The organism is Streptomyces composti, from assembly GCF_012034205.1.
Lineage (GTDB): Bacteria > Actinomycetota > Actinomycetes > Streptomycetales > Streptomycetaceae > Streptomyces > Streptomyces composti.
The window spans coordinates 65,838-86,588 of sequence record NZ_JAATEM010000032.1 but is presented as its reverse complement, the minus strand read 5'-3'; the positions used below and the strand labels follow the sequence as shown (position 1 = coordinate 86,588).

15 protein-coding genes are annotated in these 20,751 nt (G+C 73.0%); 9 read left to right on the top strand and 6 right to left on the bottom strand.

All coding sequences use genetic code 11. The features are described from left to right. A partial coding sequence (locus HCJ93_RS24170; protein WP_167997906.1) for a hypothetical protein occupies positions 1-589 on the bottom strand: 589 nt, incomplete at its 3' end. Between the two features lie 173 nt (positions 590-762). Here HCJ93_RS24170 and ggt point away from each other — a divergent pair. Further along, a complete protein-coding gene (gene ggt, locus HCJ93_RS24165) occupies positions 763-2,589 on the top strand; it encodes a gamma-glutamyltransferase (protein WP_167997905.1) in 1,827 nt (608 codons plus the stop codon). Positions 2,590-2,810: 221 nt separating this feature from the next. On the opposite strand, the gene HCJ93_RS24160 is transcribed toward ggt, so the two are convergent. From HCJ93_RS24160 to HCJ93_RS24145, 4 genes are read right to left on the bottom strand one after another with little or no spacing between them, the layout of a single operon-like run. Further along, positions 2,811-3,455, bottom strand: a complete 645-nt coding sequence (locus HCJ93_RS24160) for a LutC/YkgG family protein (RefSeq protein WP_167997904.1) — start codon at positions 3,453-3,455, stop codon at positions 2,811-2,813. Continuing rightward, positions 3,452-4,906 carry a LutB/LldF family L-lactate oxidation iron-sulfur protein gene (locus HCJ93_RS24155; RefSeq protein ID WP_167997918.1) on the bottom strand — a complete coding sequence of 485 codons (1,455 nt, stop codon included), beginning with the start codon at positions 4,904-4,906 and terminating at the stop codon, positions 3,452-3,454. The genes HCJ93_RS24160 and HCJ93_RS24155 overlap by 4 nt, the downstream gene beginning before the upstream one ends. Before the next feature lie 20 nt (positions 4,907-4,926). Beyond that, entirely contained in the window at positions 4,927-5,739 is an 813-nt protein-coding gene (locus tag HCJ93_RS24150; protein WP_167997917.1) for a (Fe-S)-binding protein, read from the bottom strand. Between the two features lie 56 nt (positions 5,740-5,795). Then, positions 5,796-7,691, bottom strand: a complete 1,896-nt coding sequence (locus HCJ93_RS24145; protein ID WP_167997903.1) for an L-lactate permease — start codon at positions 7,689-7,691, stop codon at positions 5,796-5,798. 182 nt (positions 7,692-7,873) lie between these two features. Between HCJ93_RS24145 and HCJ93_RS24140 the strand changes: the two genes are divergently transcribed. Next, positions 7,874-8,635, top strand: coding sequence for a FadR/GntR family transcriptional regulator (locus HCJ93_RS24140; protein WP_167997902.1), 762 nt, complete (start codon positions 7,874-7,876; stop codon positions 8,633-8,635). Between the two features lie 210 nt (positions 8,636-8,845). Here HCJ93_RS24140 and HCJ93_RS24135 read toward each other — a convergent pair whose 3' ends face one another. Then, positions 8,846-11,389 (bottom strand): ATP-dependent Clp protease ATP-binding subunit, encoded by a 2,544-nt coding sequence (locus HCJ93_RS24135; protein WP_167997901.1) that lies wholly within the window; start codon positions 11,387-11,389, stop codon positions 8,846-8,848. A gap of 519 nt (positions 11,390-11,908) precedes the next feature. Between HCJ93_RS24135 and HCJ93_RS24130 the strand changes: the two genes are divergently transcribed. From HCJ93_RS24130 to hydA, 7 genes are all read left to right on the top strand, one after another. Further along, on the top strand, positions 11,909-12,253 hold the full coding sequence (locus HCJ93_RS24130; RefSeq protein WP_167997916.1) for a helix-turn-helix domain-containing protein: 345 nt from the start codon (positions 11,909-11,911) through the stop codon (positions 12,251-12,253). Positions 12,254-12,305: 52 nt separating this feature from the next. Continuing rightward, positions 12,306-14,108 (top strand): hypothetical protein, encoded by a 1,803-nt coding sequence (locus HCJ93_RS24125; RefSeq protein ID WP_167997900.1) that lies wholly within the window; start codon positions 12,306-12,308, stop codon positions 14,106-14,108. A 237-nt stretch (positions 14,109-14,345) separates the two neighbouring features. Further along, positions 14,346-15,188 (top strand): nitrilase-related carbon-nitrogen hydrolase, encoded by an 843-nt coding sequence (locus HCJ93_RS24120; protein ID WP_167997899.1) that lies wholly within the window; start codon positions 14,346-14,348, stop codon positions 15,186-15,188. Then, the gene (locus tag HCJ93_RS24115) at positions 15,185-16,471 is read left to right on the top strand and encodes an aspartate aminotransferase family protein (protein ID WP_167997898.1); all 1,287 of its coding nucleotides are present in this window, start codon (positions 15,185-15,187) and stop codon (positions 16,469-16,471) included. The genes HCJ93_RS24120 and HCJ93_RS24115 overlap by 4 nt, the downstream gene beginning before the upstream one ends. Positions 16,472-16,498: 27 nt before the next feature. Beyond that, entirely contained in the window at positions 16,499-18,073 is a 1,575-nt protein-coding gene (locus tag HCJ93_RS24110) for a PucR family transcriptional regulator (RefSeq protein ID WP_167997897.1), read from the top strand. 288 nt (positions 18,074-18,361) lie between these two features. Further along, positions 18,362-19,204 carry a nitrilase-related carbon-nitrogen hydrolase gene (locus tag HCJ93_RS24105; RefSeq protein ID WP_167997896.1) on the top strand — a complete coding sequence of 281 codons (843 nt, stop codon included), beginning with the start codon at positions 18,362-18,364 and terminating at the stop codon, positions 19,202-19,204. Between the two features lie 139 nt (positions 19,205-19,343). After that, positions 19,344-20,747, top strand: coding sequence for a dihydropyrimidinase (hydA, locus tag HCJ93_RS24100; protein WP_167997895.1), 1,404 nt, complete (start codon positions 19,344-19,346; stop codon positions 20,745-20,747). Positions 20,748-20,751 lie beyond the last annotated feature (4 nt).

Below are 20,751 nucleotides of genomic sequence, written 5' to 3'. Positions count from 1 at the left end.
CGTGATGGCGGGCCAGATACCGGGTGGCGGCCTGGTTGGTGATCGCCCGCTGGCCGCAGAACAGGAACACCGGCCGCGCCTCCCGCCGCTCACCCGCCGTCAGGCGGGCCAGGATCACGTACTCGGTGATCCCCGGCTCCATGCGGTAGCGCTCCCCGCCGATCTGGAAGGCGCCCCGGTCCGGACCCGCCTCCGGATCCACATTGACCCGCACCCCCGGCAGCATCGCCGCCATATGGGCCACCAGCCTCCGGTTCGATCCGGGGGCGCCCAGGCAGAACTCCGTGCGCTCACCGAAGCCCTGGTGCACCGCGTCCTGCGTCACCACCTGCACATGCGCGCCGCAGTCCTTCACGATCGCGGCCAGCTCGAGCAGCGAGAACACGTCGAAGCGATGCACCGAGGGCTCCGAGGAGGCGGCATCGCGGTTGACGACGAGCAGCGACTCGGAGTTCTCCGGCAGCCCGAAGAAGGCCTGCTTGCGGCGGAGCTTCCGATTCCAGAGATAGGTACGGGCCGTCCAGCCCAGAACGGCACAGATGCCGGCGGCCACCGCGGCCAGAACGATGTTGCGTACGTCGTCAGTCATGGGCGCGCATGCTAGCGGCCCCGCGCAAACTCGCGTTCGATCCGTACCCGAAATGATGCGAGCGGGGAACCGGGGCGATGTCCGAGCGAGATCCGCGGCACGCCCTTCGGCCTTCCTGACGAGGGCATGGCGATGAACTAAGCTGCCCGGACGGTCCCTCACCGGAGGTGCGGATGCGTCGTCCTGTGGCACGGAAACTGGCGGTCCTGGCGGTCTCGGCGGCCGTGGTCTCGGTCGGAGCGGCGGTGCCGCCCGGCGGACACCCGGACGGCAAGGGCGAATCCGGCCCTCCCGGCGGTCCGGGTCCCAAGACCCCCGTGGCCGTCGGCTACGGCGGCGCCGTCTCCAGCGTCGACCCCGACGCCACCGCCGCCGGCATCGAGATCCTGCGCAAGGGCGGCAACGCGGTCGACGCGGCCGTCGCCACCGCCGCCGCGCTCGGCGTCACCGAGCCCTACTCGGCCGGCATCGGCGGAGGCGGCTACTTCGTCTACTACGACGCCCGCTCGCGCAGCGTGCACACCATCGACGGCCGCGAGACCGCGCCCCTGTCCGCCGACTCCGGGCTGTTCCTGGAGAACGGCGAGCCCATCCCCTTCGCCGAGGCGGTCAGCAGCGGCCTGTCCGTCGGCACCCCGGGCACGCCCGCCACCTGGCAGCGCGCCCTCGACACGTGGGGCCGCAACAGGCTCGCTACGGTCCTCGAGCCCGCCGAACGGCTCGCCCGCGAGGGCTTCACCGTCGACGAGACCTTCCGCGCGCAGACCGCCGAGAACGAGACCCGCTTCCGCCACTTCCCCGACACCGCCGAGCTGTTCCTGCCCGGCGGACGCCTGCCCGAGGTCGGCTCCACCTTCAAGAACCCCGACCTCGCCCGCACCTACGCCGAGCTGCGGCGCAAGGGCGTCGACGCGCTGTACCGCGGCGACATCGGCCGGGACATCGTCAACACCGTCAACAAGCCGCCCGTCGACCCGGCCTCGGGCTGGAACGCCCGCCCCGGCGACCTGTCCCGCAAGGACCTCGCCGCCTACCGGACCAGGCTCCAGCGGCCGACGAAGATCTCCTACCGGGGGCTCGGCGTCTACTCCATGGCCCCCTCGTCCTCCGGCGGCACCACCGTCGGCGAGGCGCTCAACATCCTGGAGCGCACCGACCTGTCCCGGGCGAGCGAGGCGCGGTACCTGCACCGCTTCATCGAGGCGAGCCGGATCGCCTTCGCCGACCGGGGGCGCTGGGTCGGCGACCCCGCCTTCGAGGACGTGCCGACCGAGGAGCTGCTCTCCCAGAGGTTCGCCGACTCGCGGGAGTGCCTCATCAAGGACGACGCGGTACTCGTCAGCCCGCTCGCCCCCGGCGACCCGCGCAGCCCGCAACCGTGCGGGAAGGGCGGCAAGGCCGTGCCGACCACGTACGAGGGGCGGAGCACCACGCATCTGACCACCGCCGACCGGTGGGGCAACGTCGTCTCCTACACCCTCACCATCGAGCAGACCGGCGGCAGCGGCATCACCGTGCCGAACCGGGGCTTCCTGCTCAACAACGAGCTCACCGACTTCTCCTTCGCCCCCGCCGACCCGGCCGTGCACGACCCGAACCTGCCGGGGCCCGGCAAGCGGCCCCGCTCCTCGATGTCGCCGACGATCGTCCTCGACCGGCACGACAAGCCGGTGGTGGCGCTCGGCTCGCCCGGCGGCGCCACCATCATCACCACCGTGCTGCAGACGCTCACCGGCTTCCTGGACCGGGGCCTGCCGCTGGCCGAGGCGATCGCCGCACCCCGGGCCAGCCAGCGGAACGCGGCCCAGACGGAACTGGAACCCGGGTTCAGCGAAGAGGTGATCAGCCGGCTGGAGGCCAAGGGCCACAGCTTCCGGGCGAACCCGGAGATCGGCGCGGTGACCGGGGTGCAGCGGCTGCCGGACGGCAAGTGGCTGGCGGCGGCGGAGAAGGTGCGCCGGGGCGGCGGATCGGCGATGGTGGTCCGGCCGGTGCGGTAGCACTCCTGGGCGCCGCCGATCGTGGCGGCCGCGGCCGCGCCTCTTCCCGGCGCGTCCGCGGCGGCCGGTCGTTCGGCACCGCGCAGTACGGCGGTCCGGTCGTCCCGCTGAGTCCCATCGCCCCTCACCGCGGGTGCCCTCGCGGGTGCGGAGCACCGCGGGCGATCCACAGGAGGGACACACAGCGGCGGGCCAGGCGCGGGCAGCACCGCTCCGGACTCTCAGATCACGATGAGGACGTCCAGCGTGCGCGGCCCGTGCACCCCCTCCACCCGGTCGAGTTCGATGTCACTGGTGGCCGACGGCCCGGAGACGAACGTCAGGGGCCGGGACGGATCCAGTACGGTGAGCGCCTCCGGTACGGACGCCACCACCTGCCCGGCACGCACGACACACAGATGGAAGTCGGGCACCAGGGTCAGCGCGCGCCGGCCCTGGCCGGGGCCGCCGTCCAGGACCAGGGTTCCGGTCGAGGCGACGGCGGCGGCCGCGGTCGTCACCACCCCGCCGCAGCGGTCCAGTTCGGCGACCGGCAGGCGGGGCACGTCGGACAGCACCCGGTCGGGATCCAGCGCGGACCGCCACTCGGGCGGGAAGCCGCCCGGGACCACGACCGGGCCCGTACCCAAGCCGGCCACGGAGCGGGCCACGTACGAGGCGACGTCCCCTTCGGGCACCAGCCGTGCCGAGGCCCCGTACTCGGCGAGCCGTTCGGCGAGGAGGTCCACGGCGGCCGGGGACCCGGCCGGGGCGGGACCGCTTCTCGCGTACGACCGGGGCACGGACACGTCCGCCGGTTCCTCGTTCGCGGGAACATCGGCCAGGGCGCGCCGGATCCGGTCCAGTACCTCGGTCCGGGCGTTCATGACTGCCTCCTTCGGGCGGGCCGGCGGGTCTCCGGGTGCGTGCGCCTCCACCAGGCGCTGAACGACTCGGCGGCCGGGACGGGTGCGTCGCGGGTGTCGGTCCAGCGCGACAGCGGTCCCGGCAGCCGGCCCAGCCGGCCCCGCCGGGCCACGAGGCGGGAACCCAGGCCGCCCGCGCGCTGGGCGGCCGACAGCCACGACGGCCTGGTGAGCACCCAGCGCGCCGCCGTCATGGCCAGGCGCTCCGGCTTCGGCAGCCGCCGTTCGCGCTCCTGCTCGACCACCCGGGCCCGCAGATGCAGCAGCACCCGGGGAATGTCGATCTTCACGGGACAGACCTCGTAGCACGCCCCGCACAGCGACGAGGCGAACGGCAGGGAACGGTCCGCCTCCGAGTCCGTGCCCCGCAGTTGCGGGCTGAGGACGGCGCCGATCGGACCCGGGTAGACCGATCCGTAGGTGTGTCCGCCCACCCGCTCGTACACCGGGCACACATTCAGGCAGGCGGAGCAGCGGATGCAGTTGAGCACCTGCCGGCCGACCGGGTCGGCCAGGGTGTCGGTACGGCCGCCGTCGACCAGCACCAGATGGAATGTGCGCGGCCCGTCCTCGGCGGTGGTACCCGTCCAGGTGGAGGTGTAGGGGTTCATCCGCTCCCCGGTGGAGGAGCGCGGCAGCAGCTGCAGATACACCTCCAGGTCCTGCCAGGTGGGGACGACCTTCTCGATGCCGGTCACCGAGATCAGCGTCTCGGGCAGCGTCAGGCACATCCGGCCGTTGCCCTCGGACTCCACCACGACCGCGGTCCCGGTCTCGGCGACCAGGAAGTTGACGCCCGAGACGGCGACCTTGGCCCGCAGGAACTTCTCCCGCAGATGGCGCCGGGCGGCCTCGGCGAGCCGGCGTGGGTCGTCGTCCAGGCCGGCCGGGGCGGGGGTCCCGTACTCGCCCATGGAACGCAGGAAGATCTCCCGGATCTCCGCCCGGTTGCGATGGATGGCCGGGACCAGGATGTGGGAGGGCTGGTCGTGGCCGAGCTGCACGATCAGCTCGGCCAGATCGGTCTCGTAGGCGTCGATCCCCGCCTCGGCCAGCGCCTCGTTGAGCCCGATCTCCTGGGTGACCATCGACTTGACCTTCACCACCTCGCGCTCACCGGTGTCCTGCACCAGCTGCACGACGATGCGGCGCGCCTCCTCGGCGTCGCGGGCCCAGTGCACCTGGCCGCCCGCCGCGGTCACCTTCTCCTCCAACTGCAGCAGATACCGGTCCAGATGACGCAGAGTGCGTTCCTTGAGCGCCCGGCCGGCTTCCCTCAGCTCCTCCCAGTCGTCCTGCTCGCCGACGGCCGCCGCGCGCCGGGTGCGGATGGTGCCGGTGGCCCGGGCCAGATTGCCGCGCAGCTGGGAGTCGCGCAGCGCGTCCCGCGCGGCGACGGGGAAGGCCGGCATGCCCAGGAACGTCGTGTCGCTCACGGGGTCTTCGTCCTTTCGACGGCGCGCCGGGCGGCGGGGCCGGTGACCCCGGCCGAGGCGGCAGCCGCGGCGTGGTCCGGTCCCGTCTCCGTGGACGCGAGGATCTCGGCGAGGTGCATCACGCGCACTCCGGTGCGCAGCCGGGACAGCGTGCCGCCGATGTGCATCAGACAGGAGTTGTCGCCGGCGCACAGCACATCGGCCCCGGTGTCCAGGACGTGCCGCACCTTGTCCGTGCACATGGCCACGGAGGTGTCGGCGTTCTTCAGGGCGAAGGTGCCGCCGAATCCGCAGCACTGCTCGGCGGCGCCGAGTTCCACCAGGTCGATGCCGCGCACCGCGCGCAGCAGGGCGAGCGGCCGGTCGCCGACGCCGAGCATGCGCAGGGAGTGGCAGGTCGGGTGGTAGGTGACCCGGTGCGGGAAGTAGGCGCCGACGTCGGTGACACCGAGGACGTCGACGAGGAACTCGGAGAGCTCGTACACCGGCGGTGCCTCCTGGACCGCGGTGGACAGCCGGGCGTCGCCGGAGAGTTCGGCGACCCGCCCGTACTGCTCGCGCACCATACCGGCGCAGGAGCCGGACGGCGTGACGACGGCGTCGTAGCCCGCGAACACCTCGGTGAAGCGCCGTACCAGCGGCACGCAGTCGCGCTGGTAACCGGTGTTGAAATGCATCTGCCCGCAGCAGGTCTGACCCTGGGGGAACTCCACGCGGCAGCCCAGCCGCTCCAGCAGCGTCACCACCGCCCGTCCGGTGGCCGGGAAGAGCGTGTCGTTGAGGCAGGTGATGAACAGGGCGATCCGCATGGCTCCCTCGGGGGACGAGGCGTGTGACGGCAGGTGCAGGGGTGCGGGTGCGGTGGTCATGGCAGCATCCGGGCGAGGAAGCCGGACTGCGCGAGGACCAGGGCGCACAGGGCGAGCAGGAGCAGCAGGCTCCACTTGATCGCCGCCCGGAAGAGCTGGGACTCGCGTCCGATCAGGCCGACCGCGGTGGCGGCGATGGTCAGGTTCTGGGGGCTGATCATCTTGCCGACGACACCGCCGGAGGTGTTGGCCGCCACCAGCAGCGTCGGGTCGAGTCCGGCCTTGTGCGCCGCGGTCTGCTGCAGGGTGGCGAACAGGGCGTTGGCCGAGGTGTCCGAACCGGTGACCGCGGTGCCCAGCCAGCCCAGGACGGGCGAGAGGAAGGCGAAGGCGGCGCCCGCTCCGGCGATCCAGGTGCCGATGGTGATGGTCTGCCCGGACAGGTTCATCACATAGGCGAGGGCCAGCACGGCGGCCACGGTCAGCAGCGCCCAGCGCAGCTTCACCAGCGTGGCGGTGAACTCCCGGGCGGCCGCCACCGGGGTCACCCGGTGGACGGCGGCGATGACGGCGCCGCAGATCAGCAGCAGCGTGCCGGGCGAGGACAGCCAGGGGAAGGTGTAGACCGTGGTGCCGGAGACCTGCCCGGCGGCGGTGAGCACCTCCCCGTCCAGGCCGGGCCAGCCGGCCTTCACATCGGAGGACGCCAGGAACTCCTTGAGCGGGGTCCACAGCTTGGCGATCGAGAAGACCGCGATGATGATCAGGTAGGGCAGGAAGGCCATCAGCACCTGGGAGCCCCTGATCGGCCCGTCCGGCGTGGTGGCAGGGGCGGTGGACGCGGCGGCCGGAGCGGCGGCCGGGTCGCCGGCGGGGAGCGTCCCGGTGACGACGGGCGGTTCTGCCTCGGTGGTGACACGGGGGTGCGCTTCCGTGGTGACGCCGGGTTCCTGCGCGGTGCGTGCCGGGGACACGGCCGAGGACGGGGCCGGGGAGCCGCCGGTGCCCGCGTCCGTGCCGGTGCCGGTGCGGGGCGTGGCGCCGGTGCCGTCGCCGGGGCGGGACGGCTGCCCGTCGGTGCCCTCGGTCCGCTCCCTGCGGGCCGCCTCCAGGAGAGCGGCTCGCGCCTCCTCGCCGCCCTGCGGCTGCCAGACGCGGAGGAAGAGGACGATGGCGGCGAGGCCCGCGAGCGAGGCGACGATGTCGGTGAGCTCCACCGACAGATACGTGGCGCTGAGGAACTGGGCCAGTCCGAACACCGCCCCGCACACCAGCGCGACCGGCCAGGTCTGCCGCACTCCGCGGCGCCCGTCGACCAGGCCGACCAGCAGCAGCGGTACGAAGAAGGCGATCAGCGGGGTCTGGTGGCCCACGTAGGCACCGATCTCCGAGTACGGGATCTTGGTGAGGTTGCCGGCCGTGATGATGGGTGTCGCAATGGCGCCGAAGGCGACCGGAGCGGTGTTGGCGACCAGAACGGTGACCGCGGCCCGCACGGGTGCGAAGCCGAGGCCCATCAGCATCACACCGGTGATGGCCACCGGCGCGCCGAAGCCGGCCAGCGCCTCGAGCAGTCCGCCGAAACAGAAGGCGATGATGATGGCCTGGACGCGTGGATCGGTGCTGATCAGTCCGAAGGCGCGGCGCAGGTCCTCGAAGCGTCCGCTGACCACCGTGAGCTGGTGGACCCAGATGGCGGCGACGACGATCCACATGATCGGGAACAGCCCGAAGGCGGCTCCCTCGCCTGCCGAGAGCAGGGCGAGGTCCACGGGCATGCCGTAGGCGGCGACGGCGACGATCACCGCGACGGCCAGTGAGGCGAGTCCGGCCCAGTGAGCCTTCAGCTTCAGGCCGCCGAGCAGGACGAACAGGGTGAGCAGGGGCAGCGCGGCGACCAGGGACGAGAACGCCAGGCTGTCGGCGACGGGGGAGAGATCTGGCTGGTACATAAACCCTCGCAATTGGGGCTTGGTCAGACCATTGCTTGGCTCAAGCTAGGTACCTCGGTTCCGCTTGTCCAGACGCGTGACGCAAGAAAATGTGCTTGGTCTGACCAAGGGGTGGGCGGCTCGCGTTAGGATCAAGGCCTGGGAAGTCGGGGACGACGTGATGACCTGCGAAAGGGCTCTCCATGGCTGACACGACCGCTGCCTGGGAGCCGGTGCCCCGCTCGCGCACCTTCGAGCTCGTGCTGGCCCGGATCGAAGAGCAGATCCTCGCGGGCAATCTGCGGGTCGGTGACCGGCTGCCACCGGAGCGTGAGCTGGTCGAACTGCTCGGCGTCAGCCGTGCCGCCGTGCGAGAGGCGCTGCGGGTGCTCGAGGCGCAGGGGGTGCTCCGCTCACGCGTGGGGACCGGGCCGGAGTCCGGCACGGTGATCGCGGCGATGCCGGACGCCGGGCTCACGCAGCTGCTGCGCCTGCACATCGCGCTGGCGAACTTCCCGATGGACGACGTGGTCGAGGCTCGCGCCACGCTGGAGCGGGCCAGTGCGCGACTGGCGGCGGGGCTCGTCGCGGGGGCCGGGCTCGACAGCATCCGTGAGCCGTTGGTGCGGATGGACGATCCCGCGCTGCCGCGGGAGCAGTTCAACGACTTCGACACGGCGTTTCATGTCGCCATCGCGGAGGCGGGGGGCAACCGGCTGATGGCCGACATGACCGTCGCGGTGCGCAACGCGGTGCGGCACACGCTGCTGACGGTGTTCAACGGGCTGGGGGACGAGTGGGAACGGGTCGCCGCGCGGCTGCGGGGCGAGCACCACGCGATCTACGAGGCGATCGCGGCCGGGGATGCGGACGCGGCCGGTGATCTCGTGGAGGCGCATGTGCGGGGGTTCCACCGGGACATCGTGCAGATGGTTCTCGGTGACCCGGAGTCCGCGAAGGCGTAGCCCGGCGCGGTCCGGCGTCCGGCGTCCGGTGCCCGGAGACGGTTCGGCCCGCGTGACGTGCGGGACCGGGGCCCGGGCGCTGTCGTCACGCCGGGTGCGGGTGGGGCGTCGCCGGGCGCGCGGCTCCCCGCGCCCCTGAGCGAGTTGGCGCGCGCGTTCGTCGCGCCGGCGAAGCCGGTGCACCCCCAGGGGGGTTGCGGTGCCCTCGGCTCAAAGGGCTGGTCCGGAAGTCCCGTCGGTGTCGAAGGTGAGGGTGTCGTCGCGGGCGTCGACGGTGACGCGGGCGCCCTCCTTGATGTGGCCGTCGAGGAGGAGGCGTGAGAGCCGGTTGTCGACCTCGCGCTGGATGGTGCGGCGGAGCGGGCGGGCGCCGTACTCGGGCTGGTAGCCGTGCCGGGCCAGCCAGTCCACGGCCGCCTCGGTGAACTCGGCCGTGACGCCCTGGTTCTTCAGCGCCCGCCGGGTCGACTCCAGGAGCATGTCGGTGATCCTGCGTAGTTCGTCCTCGGTGAGCTGGCGGAAGACCACGATCTCGTCGATCCGGTTGAGGAATTCCGGCCGGAAGTGCTCCCGCAGCGGACGCAGCACCTGCTCGCGACGGGCCTCCTGGTCCGCGTCCGCGTCACCGGAGGCGAAACCCAGCGTGGCTCCCCGGCGGGTGATCAGATCGGAGCCGAGGTTGCTGGTCATCACGATCACGGTGTTGGTGAAGTCCACGGTGCGGCCCTGCGAGTCGGTCAGCCGGCCGTCGTCCAGGACCTGCAACAGGATGTTGAAGACGTCCGGGTGGGCCTTCTCCACCTCGTCGAGCAGCAGCAGCGAGTAGGGGTGCCGGCGCACCACCTCGGTCAGCTGCCCGGCCTCCTCGTGCCCCACGTAGCCGGGCGGGGCGCCCACCAGGCGGCTGACGGTGTGCCGCTCCTGGTACTCGCTCATGTCGAGCCGCACCATGCGGTCGTCGCTGCCGAACAGTGCTTCGGCGAGCGCCCGCGCCAGTTCGGTCTTCCCGACGCCGGTCGGGCCGAGGAAGAGGAAGCTGCCGATCGGGCGGTCCGGGCTGCCGAGCCCGGCGCGCGAACGCATCACCGCCTCCGAGACCACCCGCACGGCCTCGTCCTGTCCGACGACCCGCTGGTGCAGATGCTCTTCGAGGTTGAGGAGCCGGTCCTTCTCCTCCTCGGTGAGCCGGCTGACCGGGATGCCGGTCTGGCGGGACACCACCTCGGCGATGGACTCGGCGTCCACCACCAGGTCCAGCCCCTCGTCCACCTCGGTGCTGCCGCCGGCCTCCTCGACCCTGCGCTTCAGCTCCGCGATCCGGTCCCTGAGCTGGGTGGCCCGCTCGTACTGCTCGTCGGCCACCGCCTGGTCCTTGTCACAGGTGAGCTGCTCGATCTCGCGCTCCATGGCGCGTACGTCGGCGCCCTTGGTGCGGGCCCGCAGCCGCACCCGGGCGCCGGCCTGGTCGATGAGGTCGATGGCCTTGTCCGGCAGGCGCCGGTCGCTGAGGTAGCGGTCGGACAGTTCCACGGCCGCCACCAGCGCCTCGTCGGTGTAACGGACCTGGTGGTGCGCCTCGTAGCGGTCGCGCAGCCCGCGCAGGATCTCGATGGCGTCCTCGGGGGAGGGCTCCGGCACCATGATCGGCTGGAAGCGGCGGGCCAGCGCGGCGTCCTTCTCGATCCGGCGGAACTCCTCCAGCGTGGTCGCGCCGACCACGTGCAGCTCGCCGCGGGCCAGGGCCGGCTTGAGGATGTTGCCCGCGTCCATCGAGCCGCCCTCGCCGCCGGCTCCCGCGCCGACCACGGTGTGCAGCTCGTCGATGAAGACGATCAGCCGGTCGGAGTGCGAGCGGATCTCCTCGACGATGTTGTTCATCCGCTCCTCGAAGTCGCCGCGGAAGCGGGTGCCGGCGACCACGGCGGTCAGGTCCAGGGCGACCACCCGCCGCCCGGTCAGCACATCGGGCACGTCCCCGTCGGCGATCCGCTGGGCCAGTCCCTCCACGACCGCGGTCTTTCCGACGCCGGCGTCGCCGATCAGCACCGGGTTGTTCTTGCCGCGCCGGGAGAGCACCTCGACGGTCTGCTCGATCTCCTCCTCCCGGCCGATCACCGGGTCGATACGGCCCTCGCGGGCGAGTTCGGTGAGGTCGCGGCCGTACTTGTCCAGCGTCGGCGTACCCGTCGCCGGGCGGGGGCGTTCCACGCGCGGCGGGGCGGAGTCCGGCACCTCCGGCGGCCGGGCGGAGGGCGGCGTGAAGTGGGCGGCGTTCAGGATGTGGCCCGCGGCCGAGTCGGGGTTGGCGGCCAGTGCGCTGAGCACGTGCTCGGGGCCGATGTACCCGGCGCCGCTGGTCCTGGCCAGCTCGTGGGCGTCCAGCAGGGCGCGTTTGACGGCGGGGGTGAGGGACAGCGAGGTCGGCGGCGGGGCGTTCTCCGGCCCCTCCAGGGCGGGGCCCGACCGCTCGTCGATCTCCGAGGCCAGCGCGTCCGGGTCCGCGCCCGCCTCGCTGAGCAGACTGCGGGTCGGCTCGGTGGCGAGCGCGGCCCGCAGCAGGTGCTCGGTGTCCAGGTCCCGCCTGCCGTGCTCGGCGGCGTACTGGGCGGCACCGCGCACCAGCTCCCGGGCCGGCCGGCTCAGCAGGCGGCCGATGTCGATCTGCCGGGGGCGGGGCCCGCCGAAGAAGCGGGCGAGGAACTCTCCGAGGGGGTCAGAGCCGTAGCCCTGCGGACCTGTGAACCCGCTGGTCATGGCCATCCGTTCCGGCGCCCTCGCATGGACCCTGCCTCGGCCGGACGGAGCCGGAACCTCCGGGGGCCCGGGGCGCGCTCACTGCTCGACGTACCGGTCCGGACGCGGGTGCCCGACCGTCCCGCTGTTACACACGCACACGCCGCGTACCGCGCGTACGCGCCCCTGTGCCGTGTGAGGCGCACTCGTAGAACACCTTCGCACGATCGCCGGGGGGCAGCACGTCAGGGCGGGGCCGCCCGGTGGACCCGGTCCCGGGCCGCGGCCGGCGCACCCCCGTTCGGGTGCGGGAGGGCGCGGAGAGGGCGACGGTCCGACGCGCGGCCGGGGGCCGGTCCGTGTCCGCGGCGGCGCGGACGGAGAGCGCATGCCTGCCCCGGCGGGTACCGCTCCGAGGCACTCGTGAGCGGTGACGCTCCGGAGGCCGCCGGCCGCGGTGGTGCTCAGGGGCGGCCGGGCGCGCCGGCGCGGGCTCGGCGACGCTCTGCACGGTGATGCACCCGGGGCCCGAGAGGCCTCATCGGTGCGCGGCACGGCACGGAGGCGACCGGTGCGAACCCGGCGAACGGCTCGCTGCTGCGCCAGCCCCGCGGCGACCGCGGCAGGGCCGAGGTGGCGGCGAGGGCCGGCATCTCGGCAGAGACACTCCGCAAGATCGAGACGGGACGCGCCCCGACCCCCGCGTTCTTCACCATCGCGGCCCTGGCGGGCGGACGGGGCCTGTCCATGGACAGCCGGCCGCGCACTGCGCCTCAGGCGCCTCGCTCGCGGCGTGCTCGGTCGCGGCACCACCACTCACCACCGCACAGTGGTCCTCCGCACACCTTGCGTCACTGCCGAAAACTCCCCGTAGCGCGTACGTAACACGACTGGTGTTGCCTACGGAGCGCAGTACTCCAGTTGGCGGGAGCCGAGTATGGCGGTGGAGCAGATTCCGGCACAGGTCAGGGAGTTCAGGGACTACCTCGGTGCGCTGCTGGGGCGCCTCGACCAGTCGGGCGGCTGGTGTGCGGTGTTCTGGCAGCGGGACCCGGACGGTATGCGGGCCTGCCTCGCCGGGAGCGAACTGCCCCCGTGGGACGTGGTGGAGGCGCTGCTGCAGGACTACGCCACCGCCCACGGCGCCCCGGCCGCCGAGGCGGAGACCGCCAGGGCCCGCGCCCTGCACGCCGCCGCGCTCACCGCGTACGACGCCCGCCCCGGCGCCCGCCAGGCCCTCACCGACCGTCTCGACGTGATGCTCCGGGAACGCAGGTACGCCGCGGAGCGCAGGGCCGCCCTCAGCCGGGCGCTCACCGTGGCTGCCACGGGTGCGCAGGCCGAGGCGATCCGGGTGGACCTGGCCTGGGCGGAGGACGACCACGCCCGCGCCACCGCCCGGTGCGCCGAACTCCGGTCCCGGCTGGAGCGCCTGGAGCACCCGGAGCGGCGCGAGCACACGGAACACCCGGACCGACGGGAGTACGGCCAGGCGGTCCGGGGAGTGGCAGGTGAGCGGCACCCGGCCATGGCTCGGGAGCGTGAGCAGGGCCCGGCCCCGGCTCGGGAGGGTGAGCGGCGTCCGGTCCCGGTGCGGGAGGGTGAGCGGCGCCCCGCCTCCGTAGGGGAGGACGAGCGCGGTCCGGCCGCGGCCCGGGAGGGCGGGCATGTGCCCGCCTCCGCCCGCCCGGCGAGCCGGGGCATCCCCGCCGCGCGGTCCCGTCCGGCACCGGGAGGAGGTCGTACGCCCGGCCGCGCACCAGGAGCGCCGGACCGTGTCCCCGCGCCCGGAGCCCCGTGGTCCATCCCCGCCCCTCGCGCCCCTGAGCCCGGCCCGGCCCCCGCGGGCGACGTCGCCCTGCCCGCACCGGCGGATGCCGTCCCCGCCCCGCCCGCTCCCGCCCCCGGCGCCGCCCCACCCGAGCAGCCCGCCCGGGCGCCGGAACCGGCGCCCGGACTCCCCGAGCCCCCCACAACCCCCAAGCCCCCCAAGCCGCGCAAGCGCCGCCGTGGCAGCGCACGGTTCGCCGGGGCCGTGGAGGACGACGACACCCCGCCCGTGGTCCTGCCCCCGGACGCCGGGCCTCCGCCCGCCCACGGCGCCCCCGCCGACGCACCGGCCCCGCCCCGCAGGCCGCGCGGTGCCCGCTTCGCCGGAGTGGAGACGGAGGAGGAGCCGGCGCGGCCCCGCGTGCCGGTCGCGGACGACGGGGCGTCCCGGCAGGAGGCCCGGCGGGCCGTCGCGCACCTGGCCCGGCTGCGGGCCGAAGGGCGCACCGGTGAGGCACATGTGCTGCTCGTCGACCTCGCCCGGTGGCCGCCGGAGCGCTTCCCGCTCTTAGCCGCCGAGATGGAGCGGGCCGGGCTCACGGCCGACTGGGCGACCCTGCTGTGGGAGTGCGCCTCGCTGCCCGCGGGGCGCCTGGTCACCGCCTCCGAGACGCTGGCCGCCGCGGGGCGCGCCGCAGACGCCGAGCAGCTGCTGCGGCAGGGCGTCGCCCGCCCCGCCGAGGAGATCGGGCGGGCGGTGGTCCAGCTCACCGCCGAGCGGCGGCACCACGAGGTGACGGCGCTGCTGGACGCCTGTGTGCGCACCCGCACCCCCGGGGAGGCCGCGCGCAGCGCCGCCGTGGACCCCGAGCGGCTGGTGCCGCTGCTGCTCGGCGCCGCACAGGGCGTCTCCGAGGAGTGCTACTGGGACCTGGTGCACGCCCTCCGGGTCGCCGGAACGGCCGGCTGACGCCGGTGCGCCTCACGGGGCCGCCGGCCGGTGCGCGACGTGCCCGGCGGCCGGCGCGCCAGTTGCCCGAACCGCCTCCTGACGCCCGCCGCGATCACCCACAGGAGTGCGAATCGCGCTCGACTCAGCGGGTTGGCGACGATGGTCTTGGCAAGGACGTCCGAGAGGCATACGTTCGTCCCTCTACGGCCGTTTCTACGGGCGTAGAGGCGCTGACGTCGCTCGAAGGAGCAGCTCATGGCCAACGTCGTACGTGCCGCTCTGGTCCAGGCCACCTGGACCGGCGACACCGAGTCCATGCTGGCGAAGCACGAGGAGCACGCCCGCGAGGCGGCCCGGCGGGGCGCGAAGATCATCGGGTTCCAGGAAGTCTTCAACAGCCCGTACTTCTGCCAGGTCGAGGACCCCGAGCACTACCGCTGGGCCGAGCCGGTGCCCGACGGGCCCACCGTACGCCGGATGCAGGACCTGGCCCGCGAGACCGGCATGGTGATCGTCGCGCCCGTGTTCGAGATCGAGCAGCCCGGTTTCTACTACAACACCGCGGCCGTGATCGACGCCGACGGCAGCTACCTCGGCAAGTACCGCAAGCACCACATCCCGCAGCTCGAGGGCTTCCGGGAGAAGTACTACTTCCGGCCGGGAAATCTGGGCTGGCCCGTCTTCGACACGGCGGCCGGCAAGGTCGGCGTCTACATCTGCTACGACCGGCACTTCCCCGAGGGCTGGCGCCAGCTCGGCCTGAACGGCGCCCGGCTGGTGTACAACCCGTCCGCCACCCACCGCAGCCTCTCCGCCCACCTGTGGAAGCTGGAGCAGCCCGCGGCCGCCGTCGCCAACGGCTACTACGTCGCCGCCATCAACCGCGTGGGCCAGGAGGAGTACGGCGACAACGACTTCTACGGCACCTCCTACTTCGTCGACCCGCGCGGCCAGTTCGTCGGCGACGTCGCCGGCGACAAGGAGGAGGAACTCCTCGTCCGCGACCTGGACCTCGACCTCGTCGACGAGGTGCGCAAGACCTGGGCCTTCTACCGGGACCGCCGCCCCGACGCCTACGAAGGGCTGGTGCAGCCATGACCGACGACCTGCTGGGCCGCCACCGAGCGGTCCTCCCCGACTGGCTCGCCCTCTACTACGAGGAACCCATCGAGATCACCCACGGCGAGGGACGCCACGTCTGGGACTCCCACGGCAACCGCTATCTGGACTTCTTCGGCGGCATCCTCACCACCATGACCGCCCACGCCCTGCCCGAGGTCACCAAGGCCGTCAGCGAGCAGGCCGGGCGGATCCTGCACTCCTCCACCCTCTACCTCAACCGGCCGATGGTGGAACTCGCCGAACGCATCGCCCAGTTGAGCGGAATCCCCGACGCGCGGGTGTTCTTCACCACCTCCGGCACCGAGGCCAACGACACCGCCCTGCTGCTCGCCACCACCTACCGGCGCAGCAACACCGTGCTGGCGATGCGCAACAGCTACCACGGCCGTTCCTTCAGCGCCGTCGGCATCACCGGCAACCGCAGCTGGTCCCCGACCTCGCTGTCCCCGCTGCAGACGCTGTACGTGCACGGCGGCGTCCGCAGCCGCGGCCCGTTCGCCCACCTCGACGACCAGGGCTTCATCGAGGCCTGCGTCGACGACCTGACGGACCTGCTCGGCCACACCCGCCCGCCGGCCGCGCTGATCGCCGAGCCGATCCAGGGGGTCGGCGGCTTCACCTCGCCGCCGGACGGCCTGTACGCCGCCTTCCGCGAGGTGCTGCAGGAGCGGGGCGCGCTGTGGATCTCCGACGAGGTGCAGACCGGCTGGGGCCGCACCGGCGAGCACTTCTGGGGCTGGCAGGCGCACGGCCGGAACGGCCCGCCCGACATGCTCACCTTCGCCAAGGGCATCGGCAACGGCATGTCCATCGGCGGCGTGGTGGCCCGCGCGGAGATCATGAACTGCCTGGACGCCAACAGCATCTCCACCTTCGGCGGCACCCAGATCACCATGGCCGCCGGCCTCGCCAACCTCACCTACCTCCTCGAACACGACCTGCAGGGCAACGCCCGCCGGGTCGGCGGCCTGCTCATCGAGCGGCTGCGGTCCGTCGCCGCGCAGGTCCCCGCCGTGCGCGAGGTGCGCGGACGCGGGCTGATGATCGGCATCGAACTGGCTCGGCCCGGCACCGACGAGGCCTACCCCGAGGCGGCCTCCGCCGTGCTGGAGGCGGCCCGCGAGGGCGGCCTGCTCATCGGCAAGGGCGGCGGCCACGACACCAGCGCCCTGCGCATCGCCCCGCCGCTCTCCCTGAACGTGGCGGAGGCCGAGGAGGGCGCCGCGATCCTCGAACGCGCCCTGAGGAGCATCCAGTAGCAGCACACCGATCGAGGGAAAGCCGCCATGGTCAGCGTCTCGGATCCCTGGGAAGCCCCGGCACCCGCACTGTCGGTCCGTCAGGTGCTGGCACTGGACCGGGTGCTCGCCGGTGAGCCCGAGGTGGTGGCCGGCGAGCACCGGCTGGACCGGCCGGTGCGCTGGGTGCACGTCGCCGAGGCGGCCGACGTCGGAGTGATGCTCAGCGGCGGCGAGATGGTCCTCACCACCGGTGTGCTGCTGGCCGGGGACGAGGAGAAGCAGGCCGAGTACGTGCGCTCCCTGCACCGCGCCGACGCCTCCGCGGTCGTCCTCGGACTCGGCCGCGCCTTCCCCGCCCCGCCGGACGCGATGCGGCGGGTGGCCGAGCGGTGCGGGCTGCCCCTGGTGGTGCTCCACCGGCCCTTCCCCTTCGCCCAGCTCACCGAGGAGGTCCAGTCCCGGCTGGTGCGCCGCAAGTTCGCCGCGGTCAGCCTCTCCGAGGCCGTCCGCACCGAACTGACGGCGCTCATCACCGCCGGCGCCCCGCTGCAGCGCCTGCTCGACGAGATCGCCCGGCACAGCGGCTGCCCCGTCGTGGTCACCAACCTCGCCCACCGCGTCCTCGGCACGGCGGGGGAGCGGCCCGCCGTGGACGACGTGCTGCGCGACTGGGACCGCATCGCCCGCCAGGCGGGCCGCACCGAGGGCGACGACTGGATCCGCGCCGAACTCGGCGGGCGCGGTGAACGCTGGGGCCGGCTCGTGCTGTGCGGCTACCGCGGTGACACCGCGACCGGCCGGCTGCTCGCCGACCGGGCCGCCGAGGCCCTCGTGCTGCACCGCATGCTCGTCGGCGGCGCCGCCTGCTCCTGGGAGGAGCAGTCCGCCCAGAGCCTGCTCACCGACCTGATCGGCGGGGTGCTGCCCGCCCGGCAGCTGCTGCCCAGGGCACGCGCCGCCGGACTCCCGGTCAACCGGCGCACCTTCGTACCCCTGGTGGTGCGCGGTCGCAGCGCCACCCGGCTCGACCGGGTGCTGCGTCTGCTGGGCCTGCCCGGCCTCACCGGCGAACTCGCCGACGGGGCGAGCGCCGTCCTGCTCAGCCTCGCCCGCGACCAGGATCCGCAGGCGCTCACCGCGCACTTCGCCGCCCGGCTGCGCGCCGAACCGGGCCCCGAACCTGTCGTGGTGGCCGCGGCCGACGCGCGGACCGTCTTCGACGAGGTGCCCGCCGGACTGCGCGAGGCCCGGCACGTGGCCGACGCCGCCGCCGGATCCGCCCCCGCCCTCGACCTGCCGCCGGTGGTCCGCCTGAAGGACGTCCATCTGCGCGGGCTGATCCGCCTGCTGCGCGACGACCCGCAGGTGCAGTCCTTCGCCGAACGCGAGCTGGACGGGCTGCTGAGCGCGCCCGACGAGGACCTGCTGTCCGTGCTGCGCACCTACCTCGCCACCGGACGCAACAAGTCCCGTACCGCCCAGCTCCACCACGTCTCCCGCCCCGCCCTCTACCGCCGTCTGGAGGCGATACAGACACGGCTCGGCGTGGACCTCGACGACTTCGAGCAGGCCGCCTCGGTCCACATCGCGCTCCTGGCACACGACGCGCAGCACCAGTGACGCGCTCCGCACGGCACCGCTGACGCCCCGCGCGCACACGGGTGACGCCACGAACGGCACCGCCGGCGTCCCGGGCGACACCGGGGACGCCTGACGCGCCCGACCACCGACACATCATCAGCAACACCTTCGAAACCCGCGACCACTTGCGACAACGGCGGTGAAACATGGGCCGGTTCAGCAGTGACACGGTGACACGCCGGGCACCCGCAGACGTGACACCGTGTACCTCAACGCGGGCTCGCGCGCTTCCTAGGCTCACCGCACACCGAGCGACCGGAGGTTGCGATGAGCCGAGTGATCCGTGCCGCCGTCTTCCAGACCGCCTGGACCGGCGACAAGGAGTCGATGATCCAGGTCCACGAACAGGCAGCCCGCGACGCTGCCGCCCAGGGCGCTCAAGTGCTGTGCTTCCAGGAGCTGTTCTACGGCCCCTACTTCTGCCAGGTGCAGGACCCGGCCTTCTACGAGTACGCGGAGGCCGTCCCCGACGGCCCGGTCGTCAAACGCTTCCAGTCCCTCGCCCGGGAGCTGGGCATCGTCCTGGTACTGCCGATGTACGAGGAGGAGCAGCCCGGCGTCCTCTACAACACCGCGGCGGTGATCGACGCCGACGGCTCCTACCTCGGCAAGTACCGCAAGACGCACATCCCCCAGGTGCGCGGTTTCTGGGAGAAGTTCTACTTCCGGCCCGGCAACCTCGGCTGGCCCGTCTTCGACACCGCGGCCGGCCGGATCGGCGTCTACATCTGCTACGACCGTCACTTCCCCGAGGGCTGGCGGGCCCTGGGACTCGCGGGCGCGGAGATCGTGTTCAACCCCTCGGCCACCTCCCGGGGCCTGTCCGGCTACCTGTGGCAGCTGGAGCAGCCCGCGGCCGCGGTCGCCAACGAGTACTTCGTCGGCGCGATCAACCGGGTCGGCGTGGAGGAGCTGGGCGACAACGACTTCTACGGCACCAGCTACTTCGTCGACCCGGAGGCCCACTTCGTGGGCGAGGTGGCCGGCGACAAGGAGACCGAACTGGTCGTGCGGGACCTGGACATGGCCAAGCTCCGCGAGGTCCGGGACCGCTGGCAGTTCTACCGGGACCGCGCGCCCGCCGCCTACACGCCGCTGACCGCACCGTAACCGCCCCGGCCGGGCGCGGGGCCGCGGACCGCCCGCGGCCCCGCCACCACGGGCTCCCGGACCGAGCGAGGCCAGGAACCGGGGGAGCGACGAGCCCTCACACCACCCGCACGCACCCACAGCGAGGAGCGAGACGGACATGAGCAGCCGGACACTGATCCGCGGCGGCCTCGTCATCACCGCCGCCGACGAGACCCACGCCGACATCCTGATCGAGGACGGCCGCATCGCCGCCCTCGCCGCCACCGGCACCCCCGCGGCCGAGGCCCTCACCGCCGACCGCGTCATCGACGCCACCGGCAAGTACGTCATCCCGGGCGGCGTCGACGCCCACACCCACATGGAGCTGCCGTTCGGCGGCACCTTCGCCTCCGACACCTTCGAGACCGGCACCCGCGCCGCCGCCTGGGGCGGCACCACCACCGTCGTCGACTTCGCCGTGCAGAGCGTCGGCCAGTCGCTGCGCGCCGGACTCGACGCCTGGCACGCCAAGGCCGAGGGCAACTGCGCCATCGACTACGGCTTCCACATGATCGTCTCCGATGTGAACCAGGAGACCCTGAAGGAGATGGACCTCCTCGTGGAGGAGGGCGTCACCTCGTTCAAGCAGTTCATGGCCTACCCGGGCGTCTTCTACTCCGACGACGGGCAGATCCTGCGCGCCATGCAGCGCTCCGCCGAGAACGGCGGACTGATCATGATGCACGCCGAGAACGGCATCGCCATCGACGTCCTCGTCGAGCAGGCGCTCGCCCGCGGCGAGACCGACCCCCGCTACCACGGCGAGGTGCGCAAGGCCCTCCTCGAGGCCGAGGCCACGCACCGCGCCATCCGCCTCGCCCAGGTCGCGGGTGCCCCGCTGTACGTGGTGCACGTCTCCGCCATGGAGGCGGTCGCCGAACTCGCCCGCGCTCGCGACGAGGGTCTTCCGGTCTTCGCCGAGACCTGCCCGCAGTACCTGTTCCTGTCCACCGACAACCTCGCCGAGCCGGACTTCGAGGGCGCCAAGTACGTCTGCAGCACGCCGCTGCGGCCCAAGGAGCACCAGGCCAAGCTCTGGCAGGGCCTGCGCACCGACGACCTCCAGGTGGTCTCCACCGACCACTGCCCGTTCTGCTTCGTCGGCCAGAAGGAACTCGGCCGCGGCGACTTCTCCAAGATCCCCAACGGGCTCCCGGGCGTGGAGAACCGCATGGACCTGCTCCACCAGGCCGTCCTGGACGGGCACATCAGCCGCCGCCGCTGGATCGAGATCGCCTGCGCCACCCCGGCCCGGATGTTCGGCCTCTACCCGAAGAAGGGCACCATCGCGCCCGGTGCCGACGCCGACGTCGTGATCTACGACCCGCACGCCGAGCAGGTGCTGTCCGCCGAGACCCACCACATGAACGTCGACTACTCGGCCTACGAGGGCAAGCGGATCACCGGCCGGGTCGAGACCGTCCTCTCCCGCGGCGTCCCGGTCATCACCGAGCGGGAGTACACCGGACACGCCGGGCACGGCGTCTACACCCCGCGCTCCACCTGCCAGTACCTCGGCTGAACCT